Annotated in this window: 23 protein-coding genes, 1 tRNA gene and 3 pseudogenes; 7 read left to right on the top strand and 20 right to left on the bottom strand. The window is 61.0% G+C overall.

Annotated elements, in window-relative coordinates; all coding sequences use genetic code 11:
• Positions 1-46: 46 nt before the first annotated feature.
• The gene (locus tag ACVW16_RS00320) at positions 47-1,348 is read right to left on the bottom strand and encodes an ABC transporter substrate-binding protein (RefSeq protein WP_456734492.1); all 1,302 of its coding nucleotides are present in this window, start codon (positions 1,346-1,348) and stop codon (positions 47-49) included.
• A gap of 187 nt (positions 1,349-1,535) precedes the next feature.
• On the opposite strand from ACVW16_RS00320, the gene ACVW16_RS00325 reads away from it, so the two are divergent.
• Both ACVW16_RS00325 and ACVW16_RS00330 read left to right on the top strand, forming a co-directional pair.
• A complete protein-coding gene (locus ACVW16_RS00325; protein ID WP_456705429.1) occupies positions 1,536-2,576 on the top strand; it encodes a LacI family DNA-binding transcriptional regulator in 1,041 nt (346 codons plus the stop codon).
• Between the two features lie 10 nt (positions 2,577-2,586).
• On the top strand, positions 2,587-3,321 hold the full coding sequence (locus ACVW16_RS00330; protein WP_456705428.1) for an SDR family NAD(P)-dependent oxidoreductase: 735 nt from the start codon (positions 2,587-2,589) through the stop codon (positions 3,319-3,321).
• A gap of 289 nt (positions 3,322-3,610) precedes the next feature.
• Here the strand turns inward: ACVW16_RS00330 and ACVW16_RS00335 are convergent, their stop codons facing one another.
• The 3 genes from ACVW16_RS00335 to ACVW16_RS00345 form a co-directional block, all read right to left on the bottom strand.
• A complete protein-coding gene (locus ACVW16_RS00335; protein WP_456705427.1) occupies positions 3,611-3,892 on the bottom strand; it encodes a WGR domain-containing protein in 282 nt (93 codons plus the stop codon).
• 101 nt (positions 3,893-3,993) lie between these two features.
• Positions 3,994-5,037, bottom strand: a complete 1,044-nt coding sequence (locus ACVW16_RS00340) for a nucleotidyl transferase AbiEii/AbiGii toxin family protein (RefSeq protein WP_456802169.1) — start codon at positions 5,035-5,037, stop codon at positions 3,994-3,996.
• Positions 5,024-5,821 carry a type IV toxin-antitoxin system AbiEi family antitoxin domain-containing protein gene (locus ACVW16_RS00345; RefSeq protein ID WP_456705425.1) on the bottom strand — a complete coding sequence of 266 codons (798 nt, stop codon included), beginning with the start codon at positions 5,819-5,821 and terminating at the stop codon, positions 5,024-5,026. Before ACVW16_RS00345 ends, ACVW16_RS00340 begins: the two co-directional genes overlap by 14 nt.
• 297 nt (positions 5,822-6,118) lie before the next feature.
• Between ACVW16_RS00345 and ACVW16_RS00350 the strand changes: the two genes are divergently transcribed.
• The gene (locus ACVW16_RS00350) at positions 6,119-7,426 is read left to right on the top strand and encodes a DUF2130 domain-containing protein (RefSeq protein WP_456705424.1); all 1,308 of its coding nucleotides are present in this window, start codon (positions 6,119-6,121) and stop codon (positions 7,424-7,426) included.
• Positions 7,427-7,996: 570 nt separating this feature from the next.
• Here ACVW16_RS00350 and ACVW16_RS00355 read toward each other — a convergent pair.
• The 9 genes from ACVW16_RS00355 to ACVW16_RS00395 form a co-directional block, all read right to left on the bottom strand.
• Positions 7,997-8,506 (bottom strand): GNAT family N-acetyltransferase, encoded by a 510-nt coding sequence (locus tag ACVW16_RS00355; RefSeq protein ID WP_456705423.1) that lies wholly within the window; start codon positions 8,504-8,506, stop codon positions 7,997-7,999.
• Between the two features lie 3 nt (positions 8,507-8,509).
• The gene (locus ACVW16_RS00360; protein WP_456705422.1) at positions 8,510-9,253 is read right to left on the bottom strand and encodes a type II toxin-antitoxin system TacA family antitoxin; all 744 of its coding nucleotides are present in this window, start codon (positions 9,251-9,253) and stop codon (positions 8,510-8,512) included.
• Between the two features lie 509 nt (positions 9,254-9,762).
• Positions 9,763-9,842: transfer RNA gene (locus ACVW16_RS00365), tRNA-Met, on the bottom strand.
• A 178-nt stretch (positions 9,843-10,020) separates the two neighbouring features.
• Complete coding sequence (locus tag ACVW16_RS00370; protein ID WP_456802170.1) at positions 10,021-11,094, bottom strand: relaxase/mobilization nuclease domain-containing protein; 1,074 nt, start codon at positions 11,092-11,094, stop codon at positions 10,021-10,023.
• Positions 11,091-11,609, bottom strand: coding sequence for a plasmid mobilization protein (locus tag ACVW16_RS00375; RefSeq protein ID WP_456705420.1), 519 nt, complete (start codon positions 11,607-11,609; stop codon positions 11,091-11,093). Before ACVW16_RS00375 ends, ACVW16_RS00370 begins: the two co-directional genes overlap by 4 nt.
• A 418-nt stretch (positions 11,610-12,027) precedes the next feature.
• The gene (locus ACVW16_RS00380; RefSeq protein ID WP_456802171.1) at positions 12,028-13,011 is read right to left on the bottom strand and encodes a ParB/RepB/Spo0J family partition protein; all 984 of its coding nucleotides are present in this window, start codon (positions 13,009-13,011) and stop codon (positions 12,028-12,030) included.
• Entirely contained in the window at positions 13,001-13,807 is an 807-nt protein-coding gene (locus ACVW16_RS00385; RefSeq protein ID WP_456705418.1) for a ParA family protein, read from the bottom strand. The genes ACVW16_RS00380 and ACVW16_RS00385 overlap by 11 nt, the downstream gene beginning before the upstream one ends.
• A 446-nt stretch (positions 13,808-14,253) precedes the next feature.
• The gene (locus tag ACVW16_RS00390; protein WP_456705417.1) at positions 14,254-14,430 is read right to left on the bottom strand and encodes a hypothetical protein; all 177 of its coding nucleotides are present in this window, start codon (positions 14,428-14,430) and stop codon (positions 14,254-14,256) included.
• 61 nt (positions 14,431-14,491) lie between these two features.
• Complete coding sequence (locus tag ACVW16_RS00395) at positions 14,492-14,803, bottom strand: DUF736 domain-containing protein (protein WP_456705416.1); 312 nt, start codon at positions 14,801-14,803, stop codon at positions 14,492-14,494.
• Between the two features lie 1,035 nt (positions 14,804-15,838).
• Here ACVW16_RS00395 and ACVW16_RS00400 point away from each other — a divergent pair.
• Positions 15,839-16,033, top strand: a complete 195-nt coding sequence (locus ACVW16_RS00400; protein WP_456739135.1) for a hypothetical protein — start codon at positions 15,839-15,841, stop codon at positions 16,031-16,033.
• A gap of 246 nt (positions 16,034-16,279) precedes the next feature.
• Here ACVW16_RS00400 and repC read toward each other — a convergent pair whose 3' ends face one another.
• The 3 genes from repC to repA all read right to left on the bottom strand — a co-directional run bounded on the left by repC (position 16,280) and on the right by repA (position 19,966).
• A complete protein-coding gene (gene repC, locus ACVW16_RS00405) occupies positions 16,280-17,494 on the bottom strand; it encodes a plasmid replication protein RepC (RefSeq protein WP_456705545.1) in 1,215 nt (404 codons plus the stop codon).
• 253 nt (positions 17,495-17,747) lie between these two features.
• Positions 17,748-18,746, bottom strand: coding sequence for a plasmid partitioning protein RepB (gene repB, locus ACVW16_RS00410; RefSeq protein WP_456802172.1), 999 nt, complete (start codon positions 18,744-18,746; stop codon positions 17,748-17,750).
• Entirely contained in the window at positions 18,746-19,966 is a 1,221-nt protein-coding gene (gene repA / locus ACVW16_RS00415) for a plasmid partitioning protein RepA (RefSeq protein WP_456705544.1), read from the bottom strand. Before repA ends, repB begins: the two co-directional genes overlap by 1 nt.
• Positions 19,967-21,620: 1,654 nt before the next feature.
• On the opposite strand from repA, the gene ACVW16_RS00420 reads away from it, so the two are divergent.
• From ACVW16_RS00420 to ACVW16_RS00430, 3 genes are all read left to right on the top strand, one after another.
• The gene (locus tag ACVW16_RS00420) at positions 21,621-21,866 is read left to right on the top strand and encodes a type II toxin-antitoxin system VapB family antitoxin (RefSeq protein WP_456705413.1); all 246 of its coding nucleotides are present in this window, start codon (positions 21,621-21,623) and stop codon (positions 21,864-21,866) included.
• Entirely contained in the window at positions 21,866-22,261 is a 396-nt protein-coding gene (locus tag ACVW16_RS00425) for a type II toxin-antitoxin system VapC family toxin (RefSeq protein WP_456705412.1), read from the top strand. The genes ACVW16_RS00420 and ACVW16_RS00425 overlap by 1 nt, the downstream gene beginning before the upstream one ends.
• A gap of 355 nt (positions 22,262-22,616) precedes the next feature.
• Positions 22,617-23,753: an RHE_PE00001 family protein gene (locus ACVW16_RS00430; protein WP_456802173.1), complete on the top strand. Its 1,137-nt coding sequence runs from the start codon at positions 22,617-22,619 to the stop codon at positions 23,751-23,753.
• Positions 23,754-23,975: 222 nt separating this feature from the next.
• Here ACVW16_RS00430 and ACVW16_RS00435 read toward each other — a convergent pair.
• The 4 genes and pseudogenes from ACVW16_RS00435 to ACVW16_RS00450 all read right to left on the bottom strand — a co-directional run.
• A pseudogene (locus ACVW16_RS00435) lies at positions 23,976-24,220 on the bottom strand (type II toxin-antitoxin system RelE/ParE family toxin).
• Positions 24,217-24,523: pseudogene (locus ACVW16_RS00440) on the bottom strand (type II toxin-antitoxin system RelB/DinJ family antitoxin). Before ACVW16_RS00440 ends, ACVW16_RS00435 begins: the two co-directional pseudogenes overlap by 4 nt.
• A 134-nt stretch (positions 24,524-24,657) precedes the next feature.
• Positions 24,658-24,969 carry a DUF736 domain-containing protein gene (locus tag ACVW16_RS00445; RefSeq protein WP_456705410.1) on the bottom strand — a complete coding sequence of 104 codons (312 nt, stop codon included), beginning with the start codon at positions 24,967-24,969 and terminating at the stop codon, positions 24,658-24,660.
• A gap of 782 nt (positions 24,970-25,751) precedes the next feature.
• Positions 25,752-25,934, bottom strand: a pseudogene (locus ACVW16_RS00450) (IS630 family transposase); the annotation flags it as partial.
• Between the last annotated feature and the right edge of the window lie 32 nt (positions 25,935-25,966).

Consider the following 25,966-nt stretch of genomic DNA (forward strand, 5'->3'; position numbering starts at 1 on the left):
GGGGGTGACGCGTGCCGGCCGGCCGCAGGCCAGCCAGCACCGAACATTATTTCTGGGCGATCAGCGCATCGAGTGCCTTGTCGGCATCGGCGCAAGCCTGGTCGATCGGCTTCTGCTTCAGGATCAGATCCTGCACCGCCTGGCCGATGAACTCACGGGATTCCGGATTGGCGACGATGGGATAGCCGACCTCAGAGGAGCCCTTCGTGGCGAGCACGTCTAGCGCCGCCTGCCATTCCTTGCGAACCGGCTCCTCGTCGATCCACTTGCGATATTCAGGGTCCTTTGCGACCGACGGACGCGGCGGGGCAATGCCCTGCAGCGCCATCTTCTTCTGCACCTCGGGACTCGTCGCCCATTGCACGAAATACCAGGCCGCATCCGCCTGCTTGCTGTGCGAAGACACCGCCATGCCCCAGCCGATGGTGGTCGGCACCGTGCCGGCCTCGCCGGCCGGGAACGGCAACAGGCCGGTGTCCTTCAACCGCGCGCCGCCTTCCATCACCGTGCGCAATTCGTTCGAGGATTCGAACGCCATCGCCGCGCGGCCGCTGCGATAGAGCGCCGAGATCTGCTGGAAGCTGTAGTTGACGACGCCGGGCGGCCCGAAATCGCGCAGCAGGCGGCTATAGGTATCGAGCGCCTCCTTGCCCTTGGCCGAGCAGAGGTTCGACTTGCCGCCTGCGATATAGCTGCCGCCGATATTGTGCAGCATGTTGCTGAAGGTGTAGGCGACCGCCGGCTTGAGTCCGCGCGAGACGAACGGCGTCACCGCGCTGTCGCAGGACTTGATCTTCGCAGCGGCGGCTTCGACCTCCTTGATGGTCTTCGGCGCCTCGACACCGCACTTCTTGAAGATGTCGGTACGGTAATAAAAGATCGGGCCCTCGATGTTCATCGGCATGCTCGTCAGCTTGCCGCCGAAGGTCGCGGCTTTCAGCAACGCCTGGCTCAGCCCGACCGGATCATAGTCCTTGGCCACCTCGTTCTTGGCCATTGCGGTGAGGTCGGCATACCAGCCGGCGGCGGCGAACTGCTCGCCCTCGCGCGACGGCAGCGTCATGAACACGTCGACCTCGTCGCTGTTCGCATTCATGACGGTGACCAGACGCTGGCGCATCTGCTGCTCCTGATAGCCGTCGACCTTCAGGGTCATGCCGGTCAGCTTCTCGAAATCGGCCTTGTAGGTCAGCAGCGCCTGGGAGACCGGATTGTTGTTGGCGAGAAAGGTGACGGTCTTGCCCTTGAACTTCATCCAGTCGAAATCCGCCGCCCGCGCCGGCGCACTGACCGCTGCAATCGCGAGAACGGGTAGCGCGACATGCGTCGCGAGCATCCTGGCCTTCATCGAACTCTCCTCCCGGCTGGCCGCCTTGGTTGGCGGACCATTTTGAACATTTGAGCATCAATTGAAAACGGTTACAAAATAGACCTCGAATCCGGTGTGTCAAGCGATGGACAAGCAACGGAATCTCCGGCAGACATGTGCATATCCGCTACGACGCGGCCACGCCGCAGAATGTAACGTTACATTCATGAGCCTGACCAACGCCAAATCCGTGAAACAGGGCATCCGCGCCGTGGCGGCCCGGGCCGGCGTTTCGACCGCCTCGGTCTCGCGCGCGCTCAACGATCCGGCTGCGGTCAGCCCTTCCCTGCGCGCCCGCATCGAACAAGCGATCGACGCACTCGGCTACATCCCGCACGCGCCGGCGCGCCTTCTGTCGTCACGGCGCTCGCGCACCCTCGGCGCGATCGTGCCGACGATCGACAACACGATGTTCGCGCGCGGCATCGCCTCGCTCCAGCAATATCTGTCCTCGGTCGGATACATGCTGTTCCTCACCACCAGCGGTTATGATCTCGACGTCGAACTGCAGCAGGCGCGCAACCTGATCAGCCGCGGGGTCGATGGCCTCGTGCTGCGGGGCGATTGCCATCACGACGGCTTGCGCAAGCTGCTCGCGGACAACGCGGTGCCCTTCATCAATGTCGGCATCTACCAGCCCGACCGGCCCTACCCTTGCGTCGGCACCGACAATGAAGCCGCCGCCCATCGCGCCGCCGCGCATGTCATCGAGCTCGGCCATCGCCGCATCGGGATCGTCTCGGCGCTTCAGCGCAACAACGACCGCGCCAGCGCCCGCGTCGCCGGCTTTCGGCGCGCGCTTGCCGAGAACGGCCTCGAGCTGCCTCCGCAATGGCATGTCGAGGTACCCTATACGCTGGACGACGCGCGCGAGGCGGCGCGATATCTCCTCACCCTCAAGGATCGGCCCTCAGCCGTGGTGTGCGGCAACGACGTCATCGCCTATGGCGTGCTGCTGGAGGCCGAGCGCGACGGTTTCTCCGTGCCGCGCGACCTGTCGGTGGTCGGCTTCGACGACCTCGACTGGAGCCGCCATTTGCGGCCGAGCCTCACCACGATCCACGTTCCGACCGGAGAGACCTGGCAGCGCGCCGGCGAATATCTGGTGCGGAGCCTTGCCGGCGAGCAAACCATCATGCATCGCGAGATCGACTTCTCGCTGGTGGTACGAGAATCGACGGCTGCGCCTCCGAAGTCCCTGAAGTGAGATCCAGCCGATGAATTCGAACTTTTCCCTCGCTGCCGGCTTCCATGCCGTCGTGATCGGCGGCGCCGGCGACATTGGAGCCGCCATCAGCAACCAGTTTTGCGACCTCGGCGCGACGGTGACGGCCACGGGCGCCAATGAGGCCGATCTCGCCCGCACGCTCCTCAAGCCGCGCACGGGCCTGACGCTCGCGAAGCTCGACGTGACCGACGATGCATCCGTTGCGTCGTTCGCCCTGCAGCACAGGCGCGTCGATGCGCTGGTCAACTGCGCCGGGATTCTCGCGCGCGACGAGGAATTCGAGATCGAAACCTTCATGAAGGTGATCGATGTAAATCTCACCGGCACGTTTCGAACCTGCATGGCGTTTCGCCCGCTGCTCGCCGTGCAGAAGGGCTCGATCGTCAACATCGCTTCGATGAATGCGACGCTGGCCCTGCCACGGATTCCTGCTTATTGCGCCAGCAAGGGCGGTGTCGTGATGTTGACCAAGGCGCTGGCCTTGAAGTGGGCTGAGGAAGGCATTCGCGTCAATGCGGTCGCTCCAGGCTACATCGAGACGGCGATCAATGCGGCCGGCCGCACCGATCAAGCGCACTACCAGCGCATCGCCGAGCGCACCGCATTCAAGCGGTGGGGCCAGCCGGCAGATGTCGCTGGCGCAGTCGCCTTCCTGTGCATGCCGGCCTCGCAATACGCGACCGGGACGGTCGTTGCCGTAGATGGCGGTTTTCTCGCCGGATAATGGACAGGCTCTGGACGGAGGTCACCGAAACCTCATTAGAGAGCGGCGAATTGTTCCGAGTATTTACCAGGACCACATGTCACGCGTCCATGCACCGGCGAATCATCTCCTGAGTGTGACACACGGATTGCCCGGGGAAGAGGATGGCCACGCCGCTTTCGCGGCTACCTATTGGTGCCGTATAACATAGATCATGGAATACTTTTTCAATTCTTGGAATGCTACCGAAGACGACTTCGGATTACTTTGATATACTTTCTTCGGCGCTTCGTCCATCCCAGCCATCTCTTCACGCCGGATCGCGCGTTCGCTCCAAGCATGGCGAATGGCGCTGGACGTAACCACGACGGGTTTTCCGTCTTAGCCAGGACTCTAGGGCCTCGACGGCCTGCACGTGACCATCGAATAGATCCAGCCGCCGTCGGCCACGCCCGCCGAGACGGCCCCATTCACGCACCAATGCCGTATCGCCAAAGAGTGTCGGCTCGATCGTGAGCACATAGAAGCGCGCCATGTTACGAGCCGGATCGCGACGCTCGAGCACGAGGTATTGCACGGTGAGTTCGGACATGCGCCAGAATCGCAATTACCGAATCGACCGTCCAATTAAATAAATGAATCGATCAGGGCCAACGATTCAGAATTTTTATGCAGGCTCCGAGACAGCCGAGGTCAGGCGATAACCGGCTCAACTGAGCTCCCAAGCTCCAAGCTTGTTGGGTGGCGGCGCCTCCTTGGAGATGTTCTCTGAACAAGATGCCGCGCGTACTTGATGGAGATCCCCTCCTCCGACCTCAGGCGTTGCGCAAGACTTGCTCGAGCTGCGCCACGAGCTTCGCCCGGTGCTCGGCAAGAAGTTTGTCCAGATTGATCTGCTTCCAGCGCACCGCCGGCAGCTCCGCCGCGCCGGGGACGCCCAGCAGGCTCCAATCCGGCTCGCCGCGTTTGAACTCTACGAGGAAATCCTTGTGAGCTTGCGGCATTTTTCCTGCGAGTTCGGCCGATCAGCGTTTCCCGGGCTTCGAGAAACTCGTCCAGGGTTACTTCGTCGGCGGTCATGCCCTCAAAGCCGTGCGTGAATTCGTGCTCTATATACTTGCGACGAGGAACCACGACCTCGGAAATCGGCCTGTCATGGCTAATGAGGTAGACAATGAACGCCTTGCGGAGATCGTCTGTGATGCCTTCGTTGGCGAGCAGATCGCGGACATCAAAGAGGTCACGCGGATGCTGCCGGTCGAGCGCCGCGACGAGCTTGCCGGCGTATAGATCGGCGAACGAAACGACTTTCGTCTGTGCGAAGCCGAACGTTTCTTCGACGCTCGGCGACACGTCACGCAGCTGCGGCTCGAAGACGCGGCCCCTGATCACCGGCGTGACCTCGATCTTGATCTGCGCATCGCCTTTCTGGACGGTCAGCTTGGTGACGATCTTTTCACGAGCGTTGACGACTTCCGTCACCCGTGCGCCCGGCAATCCTTTCCTGATGGCCGCCGCCATGCGCTTCATCGCCGCATCGATCGCGGCAAGAGATTCGGGGCGCGGAGCCACCGGCACATAGGTCAGGTCGATATCGACCGATAAGCGCGGCATGTCGCGGTGGAAGAGATTGATGGCGGCGCCGCCCTTGAGCGCAAAATCGGGCTCCGCCGCGACGAACGGAATCGTCTCGATCAACAAGGCTACCTGATGCCGGAATTTTTCAGACAGGGGCATTGAGGTCGTCTGGGATGGTTATGAGGTATTTGGTGTCGAGTTTGCCGCCCTTGACGAGCATGCGCTTTCCCGCGCCGAGATTGACTTTCGACCTGTCGATCTGTTTGAGCCAGGCGTGCTGATGTCGCTCCGCGAACCAGAAGAACAGTCGTTTGACCTTGACGCTTTTGCAGTCGTTCAGAAGCGTTTGCAGCCGCCGGGGACTCAGGCTCCTCAAGCCTTCCGCCAGTGCATCAACCTGATGGAAGCTTTCGTGGCGGGGCAATTCGTCAAGCAGTTCGAGGAACGCACGTTCGGGCGTCGATACCGTGAGAGGCCAGTCGAATGGTCCCTGTATTTCCCGCGTCGTCCCCGACTTTGATCCGGGTTTGCTCCCGTGCGTTTTGAATAGACTTTGTGTGCGGTGAACGCGGAATTTCTGTTCGAGCGGGAGTTTGCCGAGCCAGCCGGGAGCGGACTGCGTTCCATATAGATGTACGGTCGTAGCGCCCCTCTGGCTCAAGTAGTGGCCGAGGCCTTGCGCTTCCATGGCGGTACGTCCGCCGACGATGAGATCGGAGCCGAGCAGTCGCTGGAGCGAAACGACCACACCCTGCCAGGAGACTTCGCCGAGCGGGCGCTTGAAGGTTCCCCGCGCCGGCTGAACGAGCCAGCCGGCCGATACGTATTGGCTGCGCAGGCTGGTGGAGTATCCATGCCGTTCCATCCAGGCGGCATCGACGAGAAGCCCCTGCGGGAGGGTTCGTTCGAGTTTGTTTAGCTTTCTGTCGTTTTGCTCAGCCATACTAAGTAAAATTAGCTGTTTTCAAACCGCACGCGAGGTTTAAGTTACGTCAATTTTCCGCAGTCAGACTAAGTAAAATCACAAAAACACAAACTCATTCGGATACAAAATTGACATCTGTTCCCTTTTTGTTCTAATTTGAGCTCCTCCATGAAAGCGTTCGGGTAGATCGACATGTCGGTGGAAAACCCGCCGGCCAAGTCGAAATCGACGACGCGTATGTGGACATTGAGCCGAGCGACATCGCAATCGCGCACAGATCATGTTCAATCCGGTTGCAATGATGGAAGGGAATTCATGAGTTTCAAAGCAACCGGCGCTTCGCACGAGGCGACCCTGCATTGCCCCAACTGCAATCACGAGATCCGGCTGACTGAGTCGCTGGCGGCCCCCCTCCTCGCTGAAACCCGTCAGCGCTTTCAACAACAACTGGCCAACAAAGATGCCGAGATGGAGCGCAAGACCGAGGCGCTGCGGCTGGAACGCGAGCAGGTAGCGAAGGACCGCGAGCAAATCGAAGGCCAGGTTGCGAAGCGATTGACTTCCGAACGCGCCCAGCTGGTCGCGACCGAAAGCAAGAAGGCGCGGGAGGCGGCCGCGGCCGAGCTGCAGGCGAAGGAGGCCGAAGCTGCGGAGCTACGAGCCACCCTGCTCTCCAACAACGCGAAGCTCGCCGAGGCCCAAAAGCAGCAGGCTGAACTGATGCGGCAGCAGCGGGCGCTCGAAGAGGAAAAGCGCGAGTTCGACCTGACGATAGAGAAGCGCGTCCAGGCCTCAATCAGTGAAATCCAGATCAAGGCCAGGCAGGAAGCCGACGAGGCTGCGCGCTTGCGCGTTGCCGAAAAAGACCAGACCATCGAGTCGATGACACGCACGATCGAGGAGCTTAAGCGCAAGGCCGAACAGGGATCACAGCAATCTCAAGGGGAGGTTCTCGAGGTCGAGCTCGAAGAGCTTCTCCGCGGACGTTTTCCAACCGATTCGATTGAGCCGGTTGGCAAAGGTGAGCTTGGGGCGGACGTTATCCAACAGGTGAATGGTGCTATTGGCCAATCTGCCGGCATCATCCTTTGGGAAACCAAGCGCACCAAGGCGTGGAGTGACGGGTGGCTCGCCAAATTGCGCGACGACCAGCGTCGTTCCGGCGCCGACGTCGCTCTGATCATCTCGCATACGTTGCCGAAGCATGTCGAGCAATTCGACTTGGTCGACGGTGTGTGGGTTGCGCATCCACGCTGCGCCCTCCCCGTAGCGGTCGCTCTTCGTCAGGCACTCATCGATGTCTGCAGTTCCCGCATGGTGCAGCAGGGACAACAGACGAAGATGGAGCAGGTTTATCACTACTTGACCGGCACGAAGTTTCGGCAGCGGGTCGAAGCTGTCGTCGAGAAATTCAACGATATGCGCGAGGATCTCGACAAGGAGCGCAAGTTTATGGGCCGGCAATGGGCCAAGCGGGAAACTCAAATCCTGGCCGTCATCGATTCGACCGTAGGCATGGTCGGCGACCTGCAGGCAATTGCCGGTAAGGCCATGCCGGATATTCCCAGCCTAGATACTCCGTTGTTGGAGAACGCTGTTGAGGTCGAACGAAAAGCTGGATGATCCCTCTCCCAGCCTGTTTACAGTGCATCCGCGCGCGAGCCGCCCAGGATCGCATGCAGACTTCGGCCGGCTGTTCACGTCAAGCGCGTAACCAGAAGCGGGCAGTTCGCGGTCGCATTGCACGCCGAACCTTGCCCTCTCGTCATTCACTTTTAAACAGCTCCAACAACGATGCTAGGCCTTTACGAGAAGCAACGAATCCCTGGTCTGCCCAAAGAGCTGACTGTGAGAGGCTCGACGCATCTCCTGATTTAGCTCTCCAACCTGCGCCGCAGTCAGGCTCGCGGACGAGAAGGCGGGCTGTTCATTGGCTTCCGGCAGCAGAAGGGCCGAACGGGGAGAGACCGGATAATAAAAACAGAGCTCAGTCGGAGGCCGGATGCCGTCTCCGCGCAAGTTTATGATTGGCTGATCCCCGGTGATGGAATGGCGTGTCCGTCTTGTTATCGATCAGGACTAGCTTCCGCTGCTTGCGTTCAAGAAAGAGGCTCATGCCGATATTGAACGCGAACATGGGACTCATGATGTCCCATAGTCGCCCCGCACGATTGGATCGTTCAATCTGCGCTCCTATGACTGTTCAGCCGCAACCGAAGCGGCGATCGCTGCGATCGATCGGAAAAGGATGAGAGCATCGTCCCTCGACGCGACAAAGCCGCGCCGTTTCCAGAACTCGGCGGCTTCGGCATCGACGGCGTTGACCATGAGCGCGCGACCGCCGACCAACGCTGCACCCCGCACGCAGCGTTGGAGCGCGTGCTTTACGAGACCCGTGCCGATGCCGAGTCCAGCCCAGCGGGTGTCAGTGGCAAGCTGTCCGAGCAGCAGGCACGGAACCGGATCAGGCGGCTGTCCGGTGCGAATGGCTCGTGGAAGCACCGATGGTACGACCGCCGTCGGTGCAAGACCGTAGTACCCAACGACACGCCCCGCCTCATGAACGACAAGCACGGCGGTGAAACCCTTCTCCTGATTGGAGAGCGCGCGGGTCTTAAGCCAATGGTCGAGTGTCGGCTTGCCGCACGAAAATTCGGATACATCGTGGCTGGCAGTCAGTGGTTCGGGAGCCGATAGGACCACGGCTCACTGCTTTGCGATGTAGCCGGGCTCCCAGGGCGCAGGCCTCTTGGCCAATTCCACCATTTCGGGAACCGGCACGGCGGGGGCAGACAGGACCGCCATGAATTCCTCGAACCCTTCGGGGGTCATGCGGATGAGGCGGTTTTCCATCACGACTTCCTCGGCGGCCCTCACCGCAGCATCGCGCACGAAGTCGGTGCGCGAGCGTCCACGCAAGCTCGCAGCACGGTCGATCATCGCGACGTCTGCCTCCGGCAGACGCATCGAGATCGGGTATTCCTTACGCTCTACGCTACTAGCCATTGCCACCTCCTTCCATGCACGCCCAAGATAAGGGATTGTAGCGCAAAATACAATACCGGATGATGCTGATCGCGAGCAGCTCCTCGAGGCGTTGCAGTTGGAGAGCGCGCCGGAGCTGACGTTCATGCGCAGCTTTTCCCTGTCTTTCATTCGTTTGAAAACGCGCTGCGCTCCACCGTCGCGGTTACTTTGGAGCATCATTACAAGCATGCCAGATGGTGGCGGGCCATTTACGAAGAGCTTAAGCGGGGTGGTCGGGCTAAAAATATTACCCACATCGGAACCGTCCCGCTGGCGCGACATGCAGCGTTCCGGATTGGCGCCGTAATCTTGGACATTGAAGGGAAGAAATTCCCAAATGGCCCTATCGACGGGATGTTGAATGGATATGAGTTCATGCATGATTGCCATCTGAACCATATCAGACAGCTTGTTGAGGACCATTGGTCAGTTTTTTCATCGAGATTCCATCCCCTCAGCACCGCTGATTTCAGTGCGAAGTTTGAGAAGGTGCGCGAGGCAAGAAACGCGGTTTACCATCATCGCTCACTTTCCGGGATGTCGGACGTAGTAGCAGCGGCGGAAGAGCTTTTAGACAAGCTCGATTTTTGCCTGAAATTCGTTCACGTAAAAATTTCGGAGTGCGAGCCAAAGCTGCTTTCCTTTGCCGTCCCTCCGGAAAGGCGCCACCGCACTTGGACGGCATAAATTCAAACTGAGACTCGAAGCTTTCGCCTTGCGAGCGGAATGGCAACCAGAGGCGATTTTCCGACGACTACGTGGCTCTCAAATCCTGAACGAGCCGAGCCCCAATACCCCATAAGCAGCAGTGAGGACGGGGGCAGATGGCTCGCACACCCGCTCCGTGGCTACTCGGTGGCTACCGCCCACACACAAGAAGGCCGCTCTCTGAGCGGCCTTCTCAAGAAATCCAGTTGTATCAGTGGGTTATTTGGTTGCGGGGATAGGATTTGAACCTATGACCTTCAGGTTATGAGCCTGACGAATTAACACCGCCCAAGTCCTCCCCGCATAGGAAGACACTGACCGCGGTTTAAGCGCGATTGGTTGACCAAGCTTCCGGAACGTCAACGGACATCGCTCGCATCGAAGCGTCGATCGCGACCAAGTCTGGGAATCAAGGGATTACGCTGGATCTGGTCGGGGAGGGACCGGAACCTCCTACCCCGGATTATCATTCCCCCACTCGCCTATCGGGTCGGCTCGTCGCCTCGTGTTTTGTCGTGCCCGACTGCATCAACGTCCTGCTTCGCGTCTCGACGCCGGCTAGCGGCCAACTCCGAAAGCTCGTTCTTCAGTGCATGTCGTCGGGTTTCGAGAGCAGGCATGTCGTCGACGAATTGGCGAACCTGGCGAGCCAACTCGTGATCTGCTGGCGCTTCAGAGCGCTGCAGCTCGGCGGCATAATCGAGATATCGACGCCGGATGACGTCCTGACGGGACTTAATCTGTTCGTCCCAAGGATGCTTGGCGGCCCTGCCACCCCTCACTTCCGAAAGCACCTCCTTACGGGCGAGCCGATCAACCTCGGGCGTGATCTTACGTTTGCGCATCGCGCGGACCGCCCCGCGATCGGCCTTTCGAATCCGTCCACGGGTGCGCCGCGGCGTTGCCTCCGCCGAGATCCCTCGAAGCCTGAGTTCGCCCGCAAACCGTTCCCGCCAGGCCTGAAGATCCGCCTTCCGGGGGTTGAGGCGCTTGCCGTCCTGGCCCAAAGACCGAACGGTCAAGTGCACATGGGGATGCTTGTTGTCGAGGTGCTGGACGAAGACATAGTCGTGATTATAGCCGAATGTCTCAATGGCAAACGCCCGGGCCGAATCTTTGAGTGCGATGGCATCAGTACCGGCCGGCATCGACAGAATGATGTTGATCGAAAGCGATCCATCGCGGCGGCGCTTGTCGTCGAGACCGGCATCATCCTCCCAGCGTTGCTGCAGGTCTTTCAATCCGGCACGATGCGTCAGCGACGTGCCCTGTTCTGTTTCCGCATCGAGCTCGCCGTTTCGCGTGATGTATGCAAGGTGCGACTTGAGATGCGCCACGTCCTTGGTGCGACCGGTGATCTTGACCATCACCTCTGGTGCTCGGCGCACGAGGCGCTCGAGCTTTGCACGCATCGCCGGCGTAAAGCGGCCGGGAACCGCCGGATCGGGGATATCCCACTCGGCCCGCCGTGGGCGCCGATTGGGCGTTTCCCAGACATACGAGATCGGCGGAAGATCGGAGGCTAGCCCGGTCGGCCGCGGCGAGCGCCGGCTCATCGCCGTCCATCCCAATAATCGGCGTTGCCGTGCAGCGTGCCACGCAATTGCGCGAGCTCTCTTTCGATGACCAGTTTGGCCTCTTGAATTGCTGATAGATCCGGCTCAACCGCCTTGCCCTGCAGCACACTCGTGTTTGCGGCACGCGCAATCTGGTTGATGTTGCCGCCGATCCGGTTGAGCTCGCGAACGATCGCGCGGAGCGCCTCATGCTCGTTCGGGGAATGCTGCACGGGCGACCCCAGCCGTGAGCGCACCAGCGCGACGATCCAACCGGTTCGCGTCATGCCGCGCTGATGCGAGACTTCCGCGAGCTGCCGCATCTCGCTCTCGCGAAACCGCACCGTCACCTTCTCCGGTCGTCCGATAGGCAACGCCAGGATGCGCGGCGCTGGTGCAGCTAGGGCCTCAGCAATGAGACGCCGCAGCAGCGCGGATTTGCCGCCTTGGGTAGCCGCAAAAGCGGAGAACTGCGCCGCGACTTCGTCGGAGACGCGAAGCGAGATCAGAGCCATGCACTTCAATCCCAATTGCGATGTAATACATCGCTGGCGCGAAGCCTATCCTGCACTAGAAAGCCAAAAAATTTGTCCCTTGATGTTGGTTCAAACCAACATTCTCTGCATTCAACGCTCGCCAATGTAAGGCGATCGAGGGCCCCTGCCCTCTGTGCCGAACTCTGCTCGGGGCGCTCGTTTGGCGGAGTAGGCATCGCGAAGACCGATCCGCCGGCAAGCCAGGAAACGAAGGCACTAACTGACACCGGCACTGTGGACCGCGACTTTCCAGCAGCCTGCGGCCTCTCTACGGCGCTGTGGGGAGCGCGTTCGGCCTTCGGCTGCCGCGCTAACGCGCCATCCTTCGGATCGGAAAGTCGCTCCGCCGGCGCACGCCGATAGTCTGTCGCCGCGGCAGCGAAAGTGTCGAACGAGTTCATCTCGACAGGATCTCCTCGATGCTGAGCGCCGACGCCGGAAACTCCTCTTCTTTGTCCGCACCATCGACCAACACCACGGCGTGACGGGAGCCCTGGGTCGCGGGTCGATCGACAACGAGCTGCCCGGTCCGATCCTGATACCGAACCCTGATTGCCAGCGACGCTGCCGGTTTCGATTGCGAAACGACGCGAGTTTTTGGCTGATGCTCCGTTGCCGCTTCGCGGTCGTCCGCCACGTTGCGCGTGAGCAGTGCTTCCGGGAGGGGAGCGGAGTTTTCGGATCGAAGTCGCCCACCCGGTAATTCGTTCCGTGGATTGGCCCGGACGCCCTCCCCGCGAACGTCCCGGGCCAGTTGTCGAGCCTGTGCGTCGGTAAAGCTGTCCTGCGTCGCGCATCGGCGCTCGATCTCGTCGGGGTGCGTGCGCCAGGCCTGATAGAGTTCATAAAGAGCACGGATCGAACTGCCCTCAAGCCGTGCCCGAAGGAAGTGCGGCATACCTTGGACCGATGCGTAACGCGACACCCAGTCTCTTGGCTTGCCGAGCTTGCGCGAGATCTCCGCCTGGGTATCGCCGGCGTCCAATCGGTCTGCGATGAACCTCGCGATCTCAGGCACGCGCAAATCATCGCGCTGGATATTCTCGATCATCTGAGCGTATCGGTCTGGCAAATCGACGTCTTGAATGAACGCGGGCATTTCTCGCAGCCCGGCGCGCTGCGCGGCGCGGTACCGGCGCGCGCCCATGGCGATGACGTAGCGTCCATCTTGACTAGAACGGCGAAGCACGATGGGTTGCAGCACGCCATGTTCGGCAATCGATTGGGAGAGCTCCTCCAATTCCTGTTCGCCGAAGGTGCGGCGTGGTTGATCGGGGTCTTCGTCAATGCAGCCGATTGCGACCAAAAGCGGCCGTCCGGTTACGCCGCCAGGGTTTGCAGCGACGTCGACGAGCTCCTTGAAGCTGAGATCAAGCGTCATTCGTCGTCTCCTGATCAAGCCGTTCCACGATCTTGGCGAGAACCGCGCGGATTTCCCGACCGGCTTCTTGCGCCGAGCGACGCTTCAAGCTCCACACCGGCACCCGCTCCGCAACGGCTTCGGCATAGCCGTCCCGTGCAACGATCTGACCTGGGAACACGTACTTGCCCGCTTCGCGCAACAACTGCTCTAGGTGCGTTCGTTGACGCGGCGACTTGGTATTAAAGTTCGACGGCAGCAGGCCGAGGAATCGCGTGTCCTGACGAGCGTAGCGTCGTTGCACACCGATCACGGTCTGCATCAGGGCTTTGACGCCCTTTACGGAATAATCTTCCAGGTAAATCGGCGCCAACACATGCGAGGCGGCGACCAAACAAGCGACACTGCGAAGGCCAAGCGATGGCGGGGTGTCGATCACGCAGACATCGAAGCGGCCGGCGGCCTCAGCGAGATTCTGCTGCAGGGTCATGACAGCTGCAGCATTGCCGCGATCGATATCCGTCAAAGAGCTGTCGGCCGGCGCCAGTGTGATGCCGTTGTTTTCCCCAGCGACAAACCGGGTCGCCGGCTTGAAGAGGGCGGCCGCCGAAATCGACCCTGTATGCTGCTTGAGCGTGTCGGTCGCGTTGCCCTGCGCATCAACATCGATCATCAGAACCCGGCGGCCCGCTTCCGCCATAAACCAGGCCAGATGCACGGCAAGGGTCGTCTTGCCGACGCCGCCCTTTTGGTTGTTGATGACGATCGTGTTCACCGGGCCGACCTTGGTGCAACCATCTGCGCCCGTTCCATCCATGTTCCTCCAGACCGTGCTTCGGCTGCCGGCTCGGTCCTGACTTGACCGGCCTCTTCATCCTGGGTGTTGGTTTGAACCAACGCCCATGGCGAACCAGCAGAATCCTGAAAGCAGGCACAAAATCCCCTGCCAGAAGAGTCAGGTGGGACCGAGCCACATCGGGCGCGCAGTCAGTTCGCATGATTGGACAGGCGCACACCGGAGTTGACGCAAGACAACGAAAGCCAAATGCGTGTGCCACTAGCCCTGTTGGTTCAAACCAACACGTTCTGAGGCAGCGTCACCTCGCAATCTCCGTATAGTTTGGGAGACGAGACGGAGCCGACGCCGACCAAAGCTGGACGACGGTAAGAACCGCGCGGCGCCCTCGGGCGCAAATGCGACATCAACCTGCTGATGCTCGGCGAGGCGTTTGACCGGCTCGAGCGAACAAAGCGACGCCGTGGCTATGCCCCGGCGGTGGAAAACCGCTGATCGGCGGGCCATGCGTCGCCGGACGTGGTTGGCTGGTTGCGTTGCCGGATCAGCTCGACGAGTTGCGCTTCGAGCGCCTTGCGCTCCGCGGGACCGAACAGGCAGTCGCGCAGTTCGGCGCGTAGTTCCTCGATGGTGTCGACCGTCATGAGCTTCTCTCCATTCGAAGGGAAGAAGGCCCCGCCTCGCAGCGGAGCCCTCTTGGGAGGCTCAGTCCCGGTTCGGCCGGGACCAGATCAGTTGGAGGCGTTCCGTACCCTCGACCTCGGTCAGGGTGGCGTAGATCGGAGCGGGGAAGCTCGGATCGTCCAGCTTGACGGAGAGGTAGTCACGCTCGGTGTCCTTGGCGGTCTTCTGCCAGGCCGCACCCAACTCGACGTTGCCCGAGTAGATGCGGAAGTGCGGTCCCTTGTCAGAAGGATTTTCGACGCGGATCAGCTTGGCCTTGACGTTGAGGTTTAGCGTCTTGATCGCGCCGGAGAAGCCATTGCCAGTGGAGGTGAAGGTGCCGATGGTAGCCATTGTCTCATTCCCTTGGTTTTCTCGGGCGCGCCTATCGCGTCCTCGATGGCGGTCGTGAGACCGGAGGCGATCGACCTGCACCCGGAGGGCCGAAATGAATGGAGGGCGGCCGGCAGCGACTTTCTTGGACCGCGAGGAATGGCGGGCAGCGCCAGGGGAAGAAAGTCGAGGGCGGGCGTTGCAGGGACAAGATCGAGAGCCCGCAAAGCGGGATCGACCTTCGGTCAGACCAGCCTCCATCGAGGACGCAGATGGGTGCGCCCGTCGCGAAAACACGTGGAATGAAAACAGGCGGCCCGAGTCGGTCCGGCCATTCGGATTTCAAGGCAACGGCGTAGTAACAAAGCGCAGATCACCCTGAGCAGGCCAGCTCGGCGCCGAGTCATCACCCGCGATGGAGCTTGTCGCTGTCAGCAACGTCGGCGCCCCTGTCGAAGTTGCCGTCGCAAGATCGATAAAGAGGCTAGTGACCTGTCTCGCCAGGTGGATTCAACGCCCCGCTCTACGCATCCATGCGACCGCCCGGCGAGGCGTGAGACAGATGGTAGCGTCGCTGGACTTGCCGGCCGCCGAGTCCGGGGTGATTCCGCCGGCACGCGCGATCGAACGAAGCTCGGCGTGCGGGTTGCAACGCCACAGCATTGGTGCGGGTTGTGAGCACGATCGACGTCAACAGAGATCGGCTGCCGGGCTCGATTTCGGTTCGAACGTTACTTAGCCGGCGGGCGCAGCCGGCTTTCCGCCCATTTCCGGGCAGCGGGATCGCGCAGCGGATCGTCTTCGCAGGCCAAGCAGACGTAGCACGGCCGGCCCGGCGCGACGTCGTGGGCACAACCGTCATCGGTTTCCCGCACTTCGGGCACAGCTTCCGGCTCAGGTAGAGCGGAGTCATGGTTTTTCCCTGCCGGAACCAGCTCCCAGTGCGCCGCGAGCACAAGTAGATCGCCAAAACTTGTCCGTATGCACCAGACCGCTTGACGCGGAGCGCGTCCCGCACTGAAATCCGGTTTTCAGTGATGTTGCGGGGGTGGCGTCGTGGAAGATTTTTATAGGAGCTTCGCGAAGCGGGCGCGCGATCTGGCCGAGAACGCGGACCCGTTCACCAGGCGGCGACTACTCGACCTGGCCCAGCGATACGATCTCAAGAGCAAACCAGGATCACCAGGCGGACGGTCCATCCCGCCGCAACGCGCAACGCCACCAACGGTGCTGTTCGCCGGCTCCGGCTAGTCCTAGCGAAAGGTCGCAGTGCAGATCGTGGGCTGCTTCACCGCCACATCGTGGGCGCGCCGTTACTCTATGTTCTGGCGCTCCCCGTCTCCTTCCTTCACATCGCACCGCCTCCCGCGCCCTCCGGCAGCGGCATCGCTTCTATCGAACCATCGAACACTTCAATCGCGCCCGCAGTGCAGTTCGCGTCTCGCCGTTCCTGAGACGCAGTCGCCAGTCGCAGGGCGTCGGAACGCCCGCTCGCTGCTAGGAAGCCTGTCCATGATTTGCAATCTTTTGCTTCTTCCAGAGCGCCATGATCTGCGGTCCGATGGAATAGTTCCCGGCCCTAGCTTTAGCCGTCAGACCCCGTAGATAGCCGCCGGGACTTTTGATTTCGGCCGACCGTTGCAGGATCGCGGCGACGGTGACCGCTGCATCGCCCTCCCCCATCGCGTCCACGGCGTCTTCCCAGGCGCTCGGGCTGACCCCCAGCGCCGATCGAACGACCGCGGCCGTCGCGATGAATTCGGGCCAGCTTCCGATCCCTGTCCGCGAGTACATCGCGATGTCAGGGCAAGCCTTGAGGACCATCCCCAACGGAAATCCCGTCGTCTGTTGGCTCCTCCTCTCCGGCACCGGTTGGGTCTCACCGATCGGCCCCGTGCCTTCTTGAGAGGCTGGTTCAAGTTCAATAAAGGGGTCTGGATTTGAATTCTGATAGTGCGCGCCAGAATGGTTGTCATTGCCGTCCGTTTTCTGTGCAGAGAGATGTGAATCCAACAGCTTGCCCGCCTCTGCGGCAAGGCGCTCCAGGCTTTCGGCAAGAGGTTCGAGGAGGCCTAGACCGACCAGTCGTGGCAAGCGGCCACTGAGGCCTGCGAAGCGCCTCCGGACATCCCCCCAGTCGCCCTGGGCCCCCTCCTCCGCCGCGACGGCAATCATCTTGGCTATATCCCGCCGGAGTATCGAGACACGCTCCCGCGCCAAGGCGACAGCGCGACGCTCGATCCTTACCTCCTCGGCCAGACGATCGAACTCATCGGCCCGCGCCACGATCGGCGTCAGATCGAACCCGAACGCCTGCTCGATTGTGCCATCGCCAGATCGCCGAGCGTATCGCTTTCCATTGGGGCTATCGCGGCGGATGATGAGTCCCGCGTTGACCAGCGCGAAGAGATGTCGGCGGAGCGTGGTCCCAGCCATCCCGTGCGTGCGCTCGCTCAGAGACGCGTTCGAGGGAAAGACAACGAGGTTGCCAGGGGTGAGAGCCGTCTCCGGTAGACACGTCAGCAAGCCGTTGAGCACGGTCAACGCACGATCCGAGATATCGAGCCGCTCCCTCGCATCGGTGATCGCGCGGAAGATCTTCCACTTGTGAACTACTCTGTCTTCAGGGCATGCCTTCGCGGCCGCCTGGCTCGCCATCATGGCAAGCGTCAGCGCGCGCCGCCCGAAGGGCGTCGTTGGGTGACTGTCGATCATGTTCTTCGCCTTTTCAGGCAAAGAAAAAGCGCTCGGCGAATCGATACCGCAGCAAATACGCTTGACTGGGATTCGCGTCCGTGATTCTCTAAGGCTGCTTACACGTTAGAGAAGGCTTCCGGGCGGAGACGTTTCGGGGGCCTTTTTCTTTGCGTTCTACTCCTCTGTTGAAAATCGATACGCCTACTGATCGCGCGGCAAGCCTTCTTGCTGGCTGCGCCATGTTCTCAAGGAGTCTCGGGAAGCGCGCTTACGCAGTTCCCTTGAGGTACTCCACGTAGAGTTCACCTAGCCGTCCTACGACGAATTCGCCGAAGCCTGGGGCAACCTTCTCGTTTACCGCAAGGGTGGTCTTTTCCGTTTTGCGGTCGATCGAGGCGACTGCCTTGCCGTCGGCAGATGTCCAAGGCTCAGGTTCCGCTCGCTGCGGCCTGGGCGCAAGCGCTGCGCATACGGCAAGGAAGCGCGCATCGGAATCTTTACTGCGAAAGGCCTGGTTCGAGATCAGCGGCGCCAAGTCGCCGATTGCATCCTTGCCCTGGAGCAAGGCTTCGAGCTCCATCCACCGTCTCCGGCCAGTTTTCGGGGCGGGGCCGATTGCCTCGATCAGCGCACGCGGAATGGCGCGACCGACCGAGATCAGGCGGGAAAGTTCGGTCTTATCGACGCTGAGGGCGGAGCCGATCGTGTCACGCTTGAACTCGCGGTCCTCGAGAGTGACGGCGTAGATTGCCCTCTCGATGAACGAAAGATCCTTCCGTTCGCCGTTCTCCTTGCCTTGCGCCACCACGAGCTCTTCGTCGGTCATCTTCCTGATGACCGCACGGACCGGCCGTCCGAGTGCCTTCAGCGCCCGCACCCGGCGATGACCGTAAGCCGTTTGGTAGCGGGCCGGCTGACTTGGATGAGGACGCAGTAGAACGGGAACGAGCTGGCCGTTGGCGGAGATCGATTGGACCAGAGCCTCATGCTCCTCGTCCGTACCAGGCATCCGGTCGGTCACGATAGATGCGTCGATCAGCGAGGCATCGATTTCGAGCACTGTCTCGCCATTGGCGAACCGATCGGCCAGCGCTCTCGCCGCTTCGCTCTCGGCCGTCAATCGCTCAAGCGACCGACTCATGGCTCCGACGACGCCACGCCCACCGAGGGTCGGGTGGGGTGCCCTCCCCTCCTCCGCCGGCGGCGCGCTAGGAGCGGCCGGCTTGGCATCGCTCAGCAGATCGCTGAGTAGGTTCTTGCGTCCCATCAGGCTCTCCCCCAGGCCGCTTGCATGAGGTTCTGGATCTCCCCATTGACGCCGTCGAGCGACTCCATCGCGCGGTCGTAGGTCGATCGCGTGAACTGTTCGCGCGGCACCTCGTAGAGGGTTTGCTTGGTGATGCCGGCGTCGCTGATTGCGGTGCTTTTCAGCATCATGTTTGTGATCATGCGGTCGCCGAAAAGCGATCTCATGAAGCCGACCATCTGCGCCTGCGGACCGTCGCCGGGTTCGTAGCGGGTAACGAGATATCTCATCCAATCGTAATTCATGTTGCCGCCGGCTTTCGCGACGACTTCCAACAAGTCCGAGGTCATCAGAAGAAACTGCGACATCGACATCACGTCGAGCATCTGGGGATGCACCGGGATGAGGACTGCGGTCGCGGCGCATAGTGCCGACAGCGTGAGGAATCCCAGCTGGGGCGGACAATCAATGACAACGGCGTCGTAGTTCGCCTCCACCGACCCGAGCACCGTCGCCACCCTTGCGAAGAAGAGTGGATCTCCGGACTGCCGCTGGGCCAAAGCCTTGGGCGTCTCGTGCTCGAATTCCATCAGTTCGATGTTCGCTGGCACGATATCCAGGAGCGGGAAGTAGGTCCGTCGGATGATGTCGCTCAATTCGCGTCGGCTGTCGTCGTAGCGGATGGCGCCATACAAGGTGCCGTTCTCTTCGACGTCGAATTCGGGCTGGTATCCATGCAGAGCCGACAAGGACGCTTGGGGATCGAGGTCGACGGCAAGAACGCGATATCCCTGCAAGGCGAGATGCTGGGCCAAGTGCGCCGCACTGGTGGTCTTGCCGCTACCGCCCTTGAAGTTAACGACAGCTATGACCTGCAGATGCTCCCCTTCCCCGCGCGTCGGCAGATATCGGCGCGAGGCCTTTCCGGTCTCGTCGAGATAAGTCCGAAGGGCCTGGATGTCGCCCAGGGAATAGAGACGTCGGCCGGCCGGCCCGATCTCGGGATCGGGCCCCTTCTTCTCGAGCGACAACTGCCGCAAATAGGAGTCGTTCACGCCGATCAACTTGGCCGCTTCGCCGGACGAGAATCGACGTAAGGTTTTTGCGGCTTTCGGCGGGAAGAGTTTCAGTCTGTGGGCGACAAGTTTCGCGGATAGCTCGCGAGCGTCCGCAGCGATCAGTTCATGGATCGCGCGAGGCTCATTTAACGCCGAATAATCGGCGACAGTTTGTTCTGTCAAAGACACGGCGGCATCTCGTGGTTACGACATTTTGCCGAAAACTCTACATTCGGCGTTAGTAACTCCGATTCTCTACCGCTCGGCAATGAAGAAAGGGTTAACGAGAGATTAAGGACTACGGGACGGCTGGGGCTAGGCCAACGAACCAGTCGCGCAAAGGCCGAGTTCTACATGCATCGCGACTTCAACGAATAGCAACAATGCGGTGCGTGGCGCTCCCATGTTCGGCGAAGCTCACCCGCAATCGCCGTCACCTATCTGAGAAGTGGTCTCGGCCAGACTGGTCGACGTCGAACACCTTGAGCACCCCTGCCCGACGCGGTCACTCGGCCCCATTTGGCTACAAAATTGCGCCTCCTAAGCCGCCAGCGTGCTGCCGTGGAAGGCCCTGTACGTTCAGAAGCCATGGATAAGCATAGAAGATTTCTGCCGCCGAACGATAGGCTGCTGCCAGCTCAATGCTGTCTTTGTCTGCGAAAGGAAATCTTGGATCGCGAGCGATGGCATTTTTCTCGGCATCGCTTCTATCGAAGACTTCCGATCCGTTGCAGCGGTGAAGTGCAAACTCTACGGGGCGTCACCAACTTTCTTCGCGGGCTGAGCCCGCTTTGGCGAGTGTTCGGGCCGCTCTCCCCGCATCGTCTGGGCCAACTGCGAGACGTTGCCATGCGGACGGCGAGACAGCGCAGAACCTCATCACCATCATCGATCGGCCGACCGAAAAGGCGTTCGGATCTAGTCTCGCGCCAGTGTGAAATTGGACGATGACCACGAGCCAAACTCTTTGCTAGGCGAATTTTTCGAGATGCTCATTCGGACCGCCCAGGCGACGCTCGTATCTTTTGCCTGCCCGCGGTCGATGCGCCCCATGAGAATCGAATTCCAAAGAGCATTCAGCGGTAAGGGCCGGCAGGCTTTTATCATGCCCACCCAGCTCTGATCGGAGATGTCCGCCAGGCCAATCTCGGAGTTTATGATTTTCGGTCGGCTCAGGCCTGCTAGTCAAAGAACCCCTGGCCCCAGATTGCCGATTTTGCAACCCGGTTCAGATGTGGACGGCTCCACGCACCAACGTCTAGCGAGGGAAGGATCGCGTAATGTAGTGCATTGGAAAGTTGACCGCGGTCAACTTTTGCTCGGTGCAGAAAGCCGAACACCGTCGTAATCCGAGGAGGGAAGGCAGCAGCTCATGCCCGCAGGCCCCCCGCATCCGCTTTGGCATTTCGGTATCATAGCACCTACACGCCCTGCCTGTGCGCGCCCGACCATCAAAAGTTGACCGCGGTCAACAAGCCGGTGAAAATTCTGAGCCTCAAGTGCACGGTTGGAATCTGGAGAGCAGACGCTCTTTTCAAGCAGAGATTCATTCCGCGCCCTAGGGGGCCAGTCCGGACCCGGCAACCCAATCCAGCGAATCTCAAGGTCGCACAGCCTTGGCCGCCGTCGCGACGGGGCTGGACGCAGCACAGAACCCCCGGAAATTCCAAACAGACCGTTGAGCGTACTGGTCCGAGGAAAAGTCAAAGGCGGCCTCAAACATCAGAATGCCGCTAGGCGTCGTGAGCAAGCCTTGGCGAGCAATTGGGGTTGGCCTTCAAGTGGTGTATCCGACGTGCTATATAAGGATACACGTTGGCGGATAGAGGAGCGCCCGATGGCTTTCCATATTAAGAATCCCGAGACCGACGCGCTGGCACGCAGGGTCGCTGCGCTCAAGAAGATTGGCCTCACCGAGGCCGTGCATACGGCGCTCGCCCATGAGCTGGAGCGTGAGCAGGGTAAGCCAACCTTGGTCGACCTGGGCGTACAGTTCTGTCGCGATCTCCGGGCTAGAGGCAATCCGCAGAGCGGCAAGCCTGCTGACAAGGCGTTCCGCGACAGCCTGTACGAGGATTCCTGATGTTCATTGACGCTTCGGCGCTCACCGCGATGCTGACCGACGAAGATGAGGCGCGCGAGTTGCTGGCCCGCGTGCAGCAAAGCACAACCCGGCTGACTTCGCCGCTGGCCGTCTGGGAGGCGGCGATTGCTATCGCCCGCGTGCTCGATCTGCCGATCACCGCGGCGGCCGAAGCGGTCGAGAGTTATCTCGCGCTGATCGAAATTAAAATGGTGAACGTTGCGCCCGAAACAGCCCGCATCGCGCTCGACGCCTTCGACCGCTTCGGCAAGGGCCGACACCCGGCGCGGCTCAATTTCGGGGACTGTTTTGCCTACGCCTGCGCCCGATATCTTGGCGAACCGTTGATGTTCAAGGGCGCGGATTTTCCGCAGACCGACATCGAGGCGGCCTGACAAGCGCTACTATCGGACCGAGTCTGAGCGTGGCAGAAGTAATGAACGCTGATTCGCGGGGAGCCAGCCCGATAGCCGTGACCGCGACGTTCGGACAGTCGACCTGACCAACGAGGACATCTGAGCGCGGACGGCGGCCGAAGGCGTCCGGTAGAGGGCAGGGGACCTGACCAGCGGCGCATCTTCTCGGCGGTTTGGCGCCAGCGCGGCGAAGAGTCTGGGTCGAGGTCGGCCGAAGCGCTAATTTGCTAGCCGAAATTCAATCGTGGACTGTCCGGAACCGACATCGCTATGACGGAAGCTAAAGCCGTGTTAGTTTCCGTTTCGCTGCTTCTCCCTAAGGTTTATCAGGGCCTTGCTGCCGACCTACAAAATCCCCGATCCACTGCCTTGGGCCCAGCTCGTCGGACCGCTCGCTGCCGCCGAGGACGCCGTGGCTCGCTTCGACGAGCGGCTGGCCAAAAGCCCAATCCGTGACGGCGCAATCAGCCGGACACACTTCACCGATGCCTGCGCCAGTTTGTGGCTGGACGGCGAACTTGTCCACCTCGATGACCTCGTGCTCCACGATGCCGGCATGGACGTTCGCGCTCCTACCCATGAGCTGACTCGCGCCCACGCCGTGCTGCGCGCCCGTCGGCGCATCGCCGAGGCGAAACCCGAATGGGCGTTGTCAGCTCGAGGGCTCTCGAGCCTCCGCGGGCGGGGCGAACGAGAGCAGGAGACGAGCAAGTGGAAGGAAGGTGAGGGAGGTTTTGAGATCGACGAGGCTCGCGAGCGGGAGGAGGTGGGTCTCGAATTGCCCCTCGGTCTCCGCGAGACCGATCCCCATCTGGCCGCCGCTTTCGACGCGGTCGACGCAGCGAACACCAGGGCGGAGCGGAGGCTTGCCGACGAGACTCGGTTTCGGCCGGAGCGGGATTCTCTCATCTACGATCCCGACTGGGATGAGGAGGAACGCCTCGATCAGTGGCGCGATGTGGTCGACCAGACTCGCGGCTTGCCGCCGACCCTGGCGGGGGCGATTGCCGCCGACGCCTGGGGTGAGATCGAACCGCTCGAGCACACGCCTTGGCTCGGCCGCCTGCTCGCCGCAGCATTGTTGAGGGACCGCGGCAAAACGCGATCCCATCTGCCGTGCCTGCATGCTGGGCTGAAAAACATTCCGCGTGAGCGCCGGCGGCCACGCGAGGCCGCAGCGCGTTTGGTCGTGCAGCTCGAGGCCATGACGGCCGCCGCCGAGTCTGGCCGCAAGGATCACGACCGCTGGCTGATGACCAGAAACCTGCTCGCCCGAAAACTCGCCGGCCGTCGCACCACTTCAAAACTGCCGGCTCTCCTCGACTACGTGCTGACGAGGCCGATCGTTTCGGCGGGCATGATCGCGGCGGAACTTGGGATCACTCCCCGTGCTGCCCAAAACCTGGTCGCCGAGCTCGGCCTGCGCGAGGCGACCGGGCGCGGACGCTACCGGGCGTGGGGCGTCCTGTAGAGGCGAAAGCCCGTGTTGTGAACGCTCGGCAGAAAGGCCGTCTCGTCCAAATTAAAAATGCACCAACAAAAAAGCCGCGCGGTTGAAATCCAGCAGCGGCCGTTTCCAGCGCCAGAGGGTGTGACGAAAACTCCGGCTCGAGACGCTGACCAAGGCCTTTATTCGTCCGGCACGCGAGACGAGGGCTTGAGCCTTAGTTTGACCGTACTTATCGTAGCCCAGCTACGACATAGGCAAGAAATCGAAACTTGTATCGCCGTCGACCAGGTACGCCGCGACATAAGAGTACGCGGAATGACCAACTCGCGCGTCCCAGCGACACGCCCCGGCCGACCGCTATCCGGAAGCCGCGCGGCATTCGCAATCGGTTCGTCGACATGGACCGCGGCACGAGGATTCTCGGCCTCGATGTAGCTGAAAATGCTGTCGCGATCGGACAACGCGAAGCGCGACCAGACTAGTTTCACCGTTCCTGCTCCGGCGCTTTTCGAAGCGCAGCGGCACGGCGTTGTGCGAAATGCGCTTCGGCCTCGAAATCATCGATATCAGGCCGCGTGTCGGCCAACGCCTGGCGCACCTTCTCACGAAACCAGGTATCGTAAGCTTGGCTGTTGCTCACGAGCTCCAGCGGAAGCATCCCTTCATTGGCCGTGCGCGTCAGCAGGATCCGCACGGCGTCGGATACCGTGAGACCCATGTTTTCCAGAACCGCAGTGGCCTTTTCCTTCACGTCCGCATCGATGCGGGTCTGGACAGGCATTCGAAGCCATAGCGACCTCCTTATTCGTATCCAGATGAAATACATTTGAATGACATGCACCAGAGACTATCACGGCTCCGTGAGCCGAGGCTGTGACAGCGGGCAAATGGCCCCGCCTTTCGGCGGAGCCATTGCTGTGGGCCCTCAATCCCGATTCGGGCGGGACCAGATGAGCTGTAGGCCGTCCTGGCCCTCCACCTCGATCAGGGTGGCATAGATCGGAGCCGGGAAGCTCGGATCGTCCAGCTTGACCGAGAGGTAATCGCGCTCGGTGTCCCTGGCGCTCTTCTGCCAAGCCGCTCCCAGCTCGACATTGCCGGCGAAGATGCGGAAGTGCGGTCCCTTGTCGGAGGGATTCTCGACGCGAACCAGCTTGGCTTTGGCATTGAGAGCGAGGGTGCGAACCGTGCCGGAGAAGCCGTTACCGGTCGAGGTGAAGGTGCCGATGGTCGCCATTGTCGTGTCCTTTCAGTTTCCCGGGCCGCCCATCGCGGCCTCGATGGCTGGCGACAGACCGGAGGCGATCGACCCGCACGCCGAAGGGGCCGGCACGCAGTAGAGGGCAGCCAGGGCACGACTTTCTTGGCTTGCGCGAGGAATGGGCGCGCAGCGGCCAGGGGAAGAAAGTCGTAACCGGCTGTTGCGGGGGTAAGAGCGAGGCGGCGCTCAAGCGACGACGCCCTTCGGTCAGACATGCCAATCGAGAACGGCGTGGGTGCGCCACAAGAAATGGCCGAGGAACACGACAATGTCGACCATCGAAACCTTGACCGACGAAACAACCCGATCACCGCTCACCCCACACATCTTTAAATTCCTCAGGCTTGCGGGTCGACACCCCAAAACGGGCAAGCGCGCTACTCTGCCGTAAAGAGAGCCACGCGGCCCGACAGTGAACCCGCAGGCCGCAAGCGCGATTTGCTCGGCACAGCGACGACGACCTGTGCAAAGTCAGAATGACGTCCTCCTCGAAGGAGGAACGACATGCAGGCCGGATTAGTCGTCAACGATTTTGATCACCTGAGTGGTCCCTCATTTGGTCTAATTCTGTTCAGATGTCGAAAGTCACATACGGCGTTTATTCGTTTACGGCTGCTTAATGTTTGCGAGCAGGCGAACCCGTAGCCGGTAACGTGAGCGAAATGGCCGGGACAGACGTCTTGCTCGCCGGCGGTGATCGCGCGCGACTGCTGTTTGTCGACGTCTGGAATACGAAAACGCGACGCGGCTAGAGTGTTTCACATTTTGACTGAAGCACAACCGGAGTTGGCGAATAATTGGCGCATTCGCACGGCTGGATTTCTTGGATGAGGTGACCGACTCCAACTGTCCTCGATGGTGCGCTTCTGAGCTTGCCTCATCCACTTTGATCTTGGAGTTGGCTCTTCGGTCGGGTTGAGGTCGGGCGAGTATGGCGACAGGCACCGGCGCCAGCAGCCTGGACAAGCGTGCG

Source organism: Bradyrhizobium sp. USDA 4474 (assembly GCF_054057515.1).

What these genes read in the sequence shown, in the direction of transcription:
- ACVW16_RS00370 (WP_456802170.1), bottom strand. Translation starts at nt 11,094, where the DNA reads ATGAGCCGGCGCTCGCCGCGGCCGACCGGGCTAGCCTCCGATCTTCCG.
- ACVW16_RS00335 (WP_456705427.1), bottom strand. Translation starts at nt 3,892, where the DNA reads ATGTCCGAACTCACCGTGCAATACCTCGTGCTCGAGCGTCGCGATCCG.
- ACVW16_RS00395 (WP_456705416.1), bottom strand. Translation starts at nt 14,803, where the DNA reads ATGGCTACCATCGGCACCTTCACCTCCACTGGCAATGGCTTCTCCGGC.
- repB (WP_456802172.1), bottom strand. Translation starts at nt 18,746, where the DNA reads ATGGGACGCAAGAACCTACTCAGCGATCTGCTGAGCGATGCCAAGCCG.
- ACVW16_RS00360 (WP_456705422.1), bottom strand. Translation starts at nt 9,253, where the DNA reads ATGGTCCTCAACAAGCTGTCTGATATGGTTCAGATGGCAATCATGCAT.
- ACVW16_RS00385 (WP_456705418.1), bottom strand. Translation starts at nt 13,807, where the DNA reads ATGGATGGAACGGGCGCAGATGGTTGCACCAAGGTCGGCCCGGTGAAC.
- ACVW16_RS00445 (WP_456705410.1), bottom strand. Translation starts at nt 24,969, where the DNA reads ATGGCGACCATCGGCACCTTCACCTCGACCGGTAACGGCTTCTCCGGC.
- ACVW16_RS00330 (WP_456705428.1), top strand. Translation starts at nt 2,587, where the DNA reads ATGAATTCGAACTTTTCCCTCGCTGCCGGCTTCCATGCCGTCGTGATC.
- ACVW16_RS00380 (WP_456802171.1), bottom strand. Translation starts at nt 13,011, where the DNA reads ATGACGCTTGATCTCAGCTTCAAGGAGCTCGTCGACGTCGCTGCAAAC.
- ACVW16_RS00425 (WP_456705412.1), top strand. Translation starts at nt 21,866, where the DNA reads ATGTTCATTGACGCTTCGGCGCTCACCGCGATGCTGACCGACGAAGAT.
- ACVW16_RS00350 (WP_456705424.1), top strand. Translation starts at nt 6,119, where the DNA reads ATGAGTTTCAAAGCAACCGGCGCTTCGCACGAGGCGACCCTGCATTGC.
- ACVW16_RS00325 (WP_456705429.1), top strand. Translation starts at nt 1,536, where the DNA reads ATGAGCCTGACCAACGCCAAATCCGTGAAACAGGGCATCCGCGCCGTG.
- ACVW16_RS00390 (WP_456705417.1), bottom strand. Translation starts at nt 14,430, where the DNA reads ATGACGGTCGACACCATCGAGGAACTACGCGCCGAACTGCGCGACTGC.
- ACVW16_RS00375 (WP_456705420.1), bottom strand. Translation starts at nt 11,609, where the DNA reads ATGGCTCTGATCTCGCTTCGCGTCTCCGACGAAGTCGCGGCGCAGTTC.
- ACVW16_RS00420 (WP_456705413.1), top strand. Translation starts at nt 21,621, where the DNA reads ATGGCTTTCCATATTAAGAATCCCGAGACCGACGCGCTGGCACGCAGG.
- ACVW16_RS00345 (WP_456705425.1), bottom strand. Translation starts at nt 5,821, where the DNA reads ATGGCTGAGCAAAACGACAGAAAGCTAAACAAACTCGAACGAACCCTC.
- ACVW16_RS00340 (WP_456802169.1), bottom strand. Translation starts at nt 5,037, where the DNA reads ATGCCCCTGTCTGAAAAATTCCGGCATCAGGTAGCCTTGTTGATCGAG.
- ACVW16_RS00320 (WP_456734492.1), bottom strand. Translation starts at nt 1,348, where the DNA reads ATGAAGGCCAGGATGCTCGCGACGCATGTCGCGCTACCCGTTCTCGCG.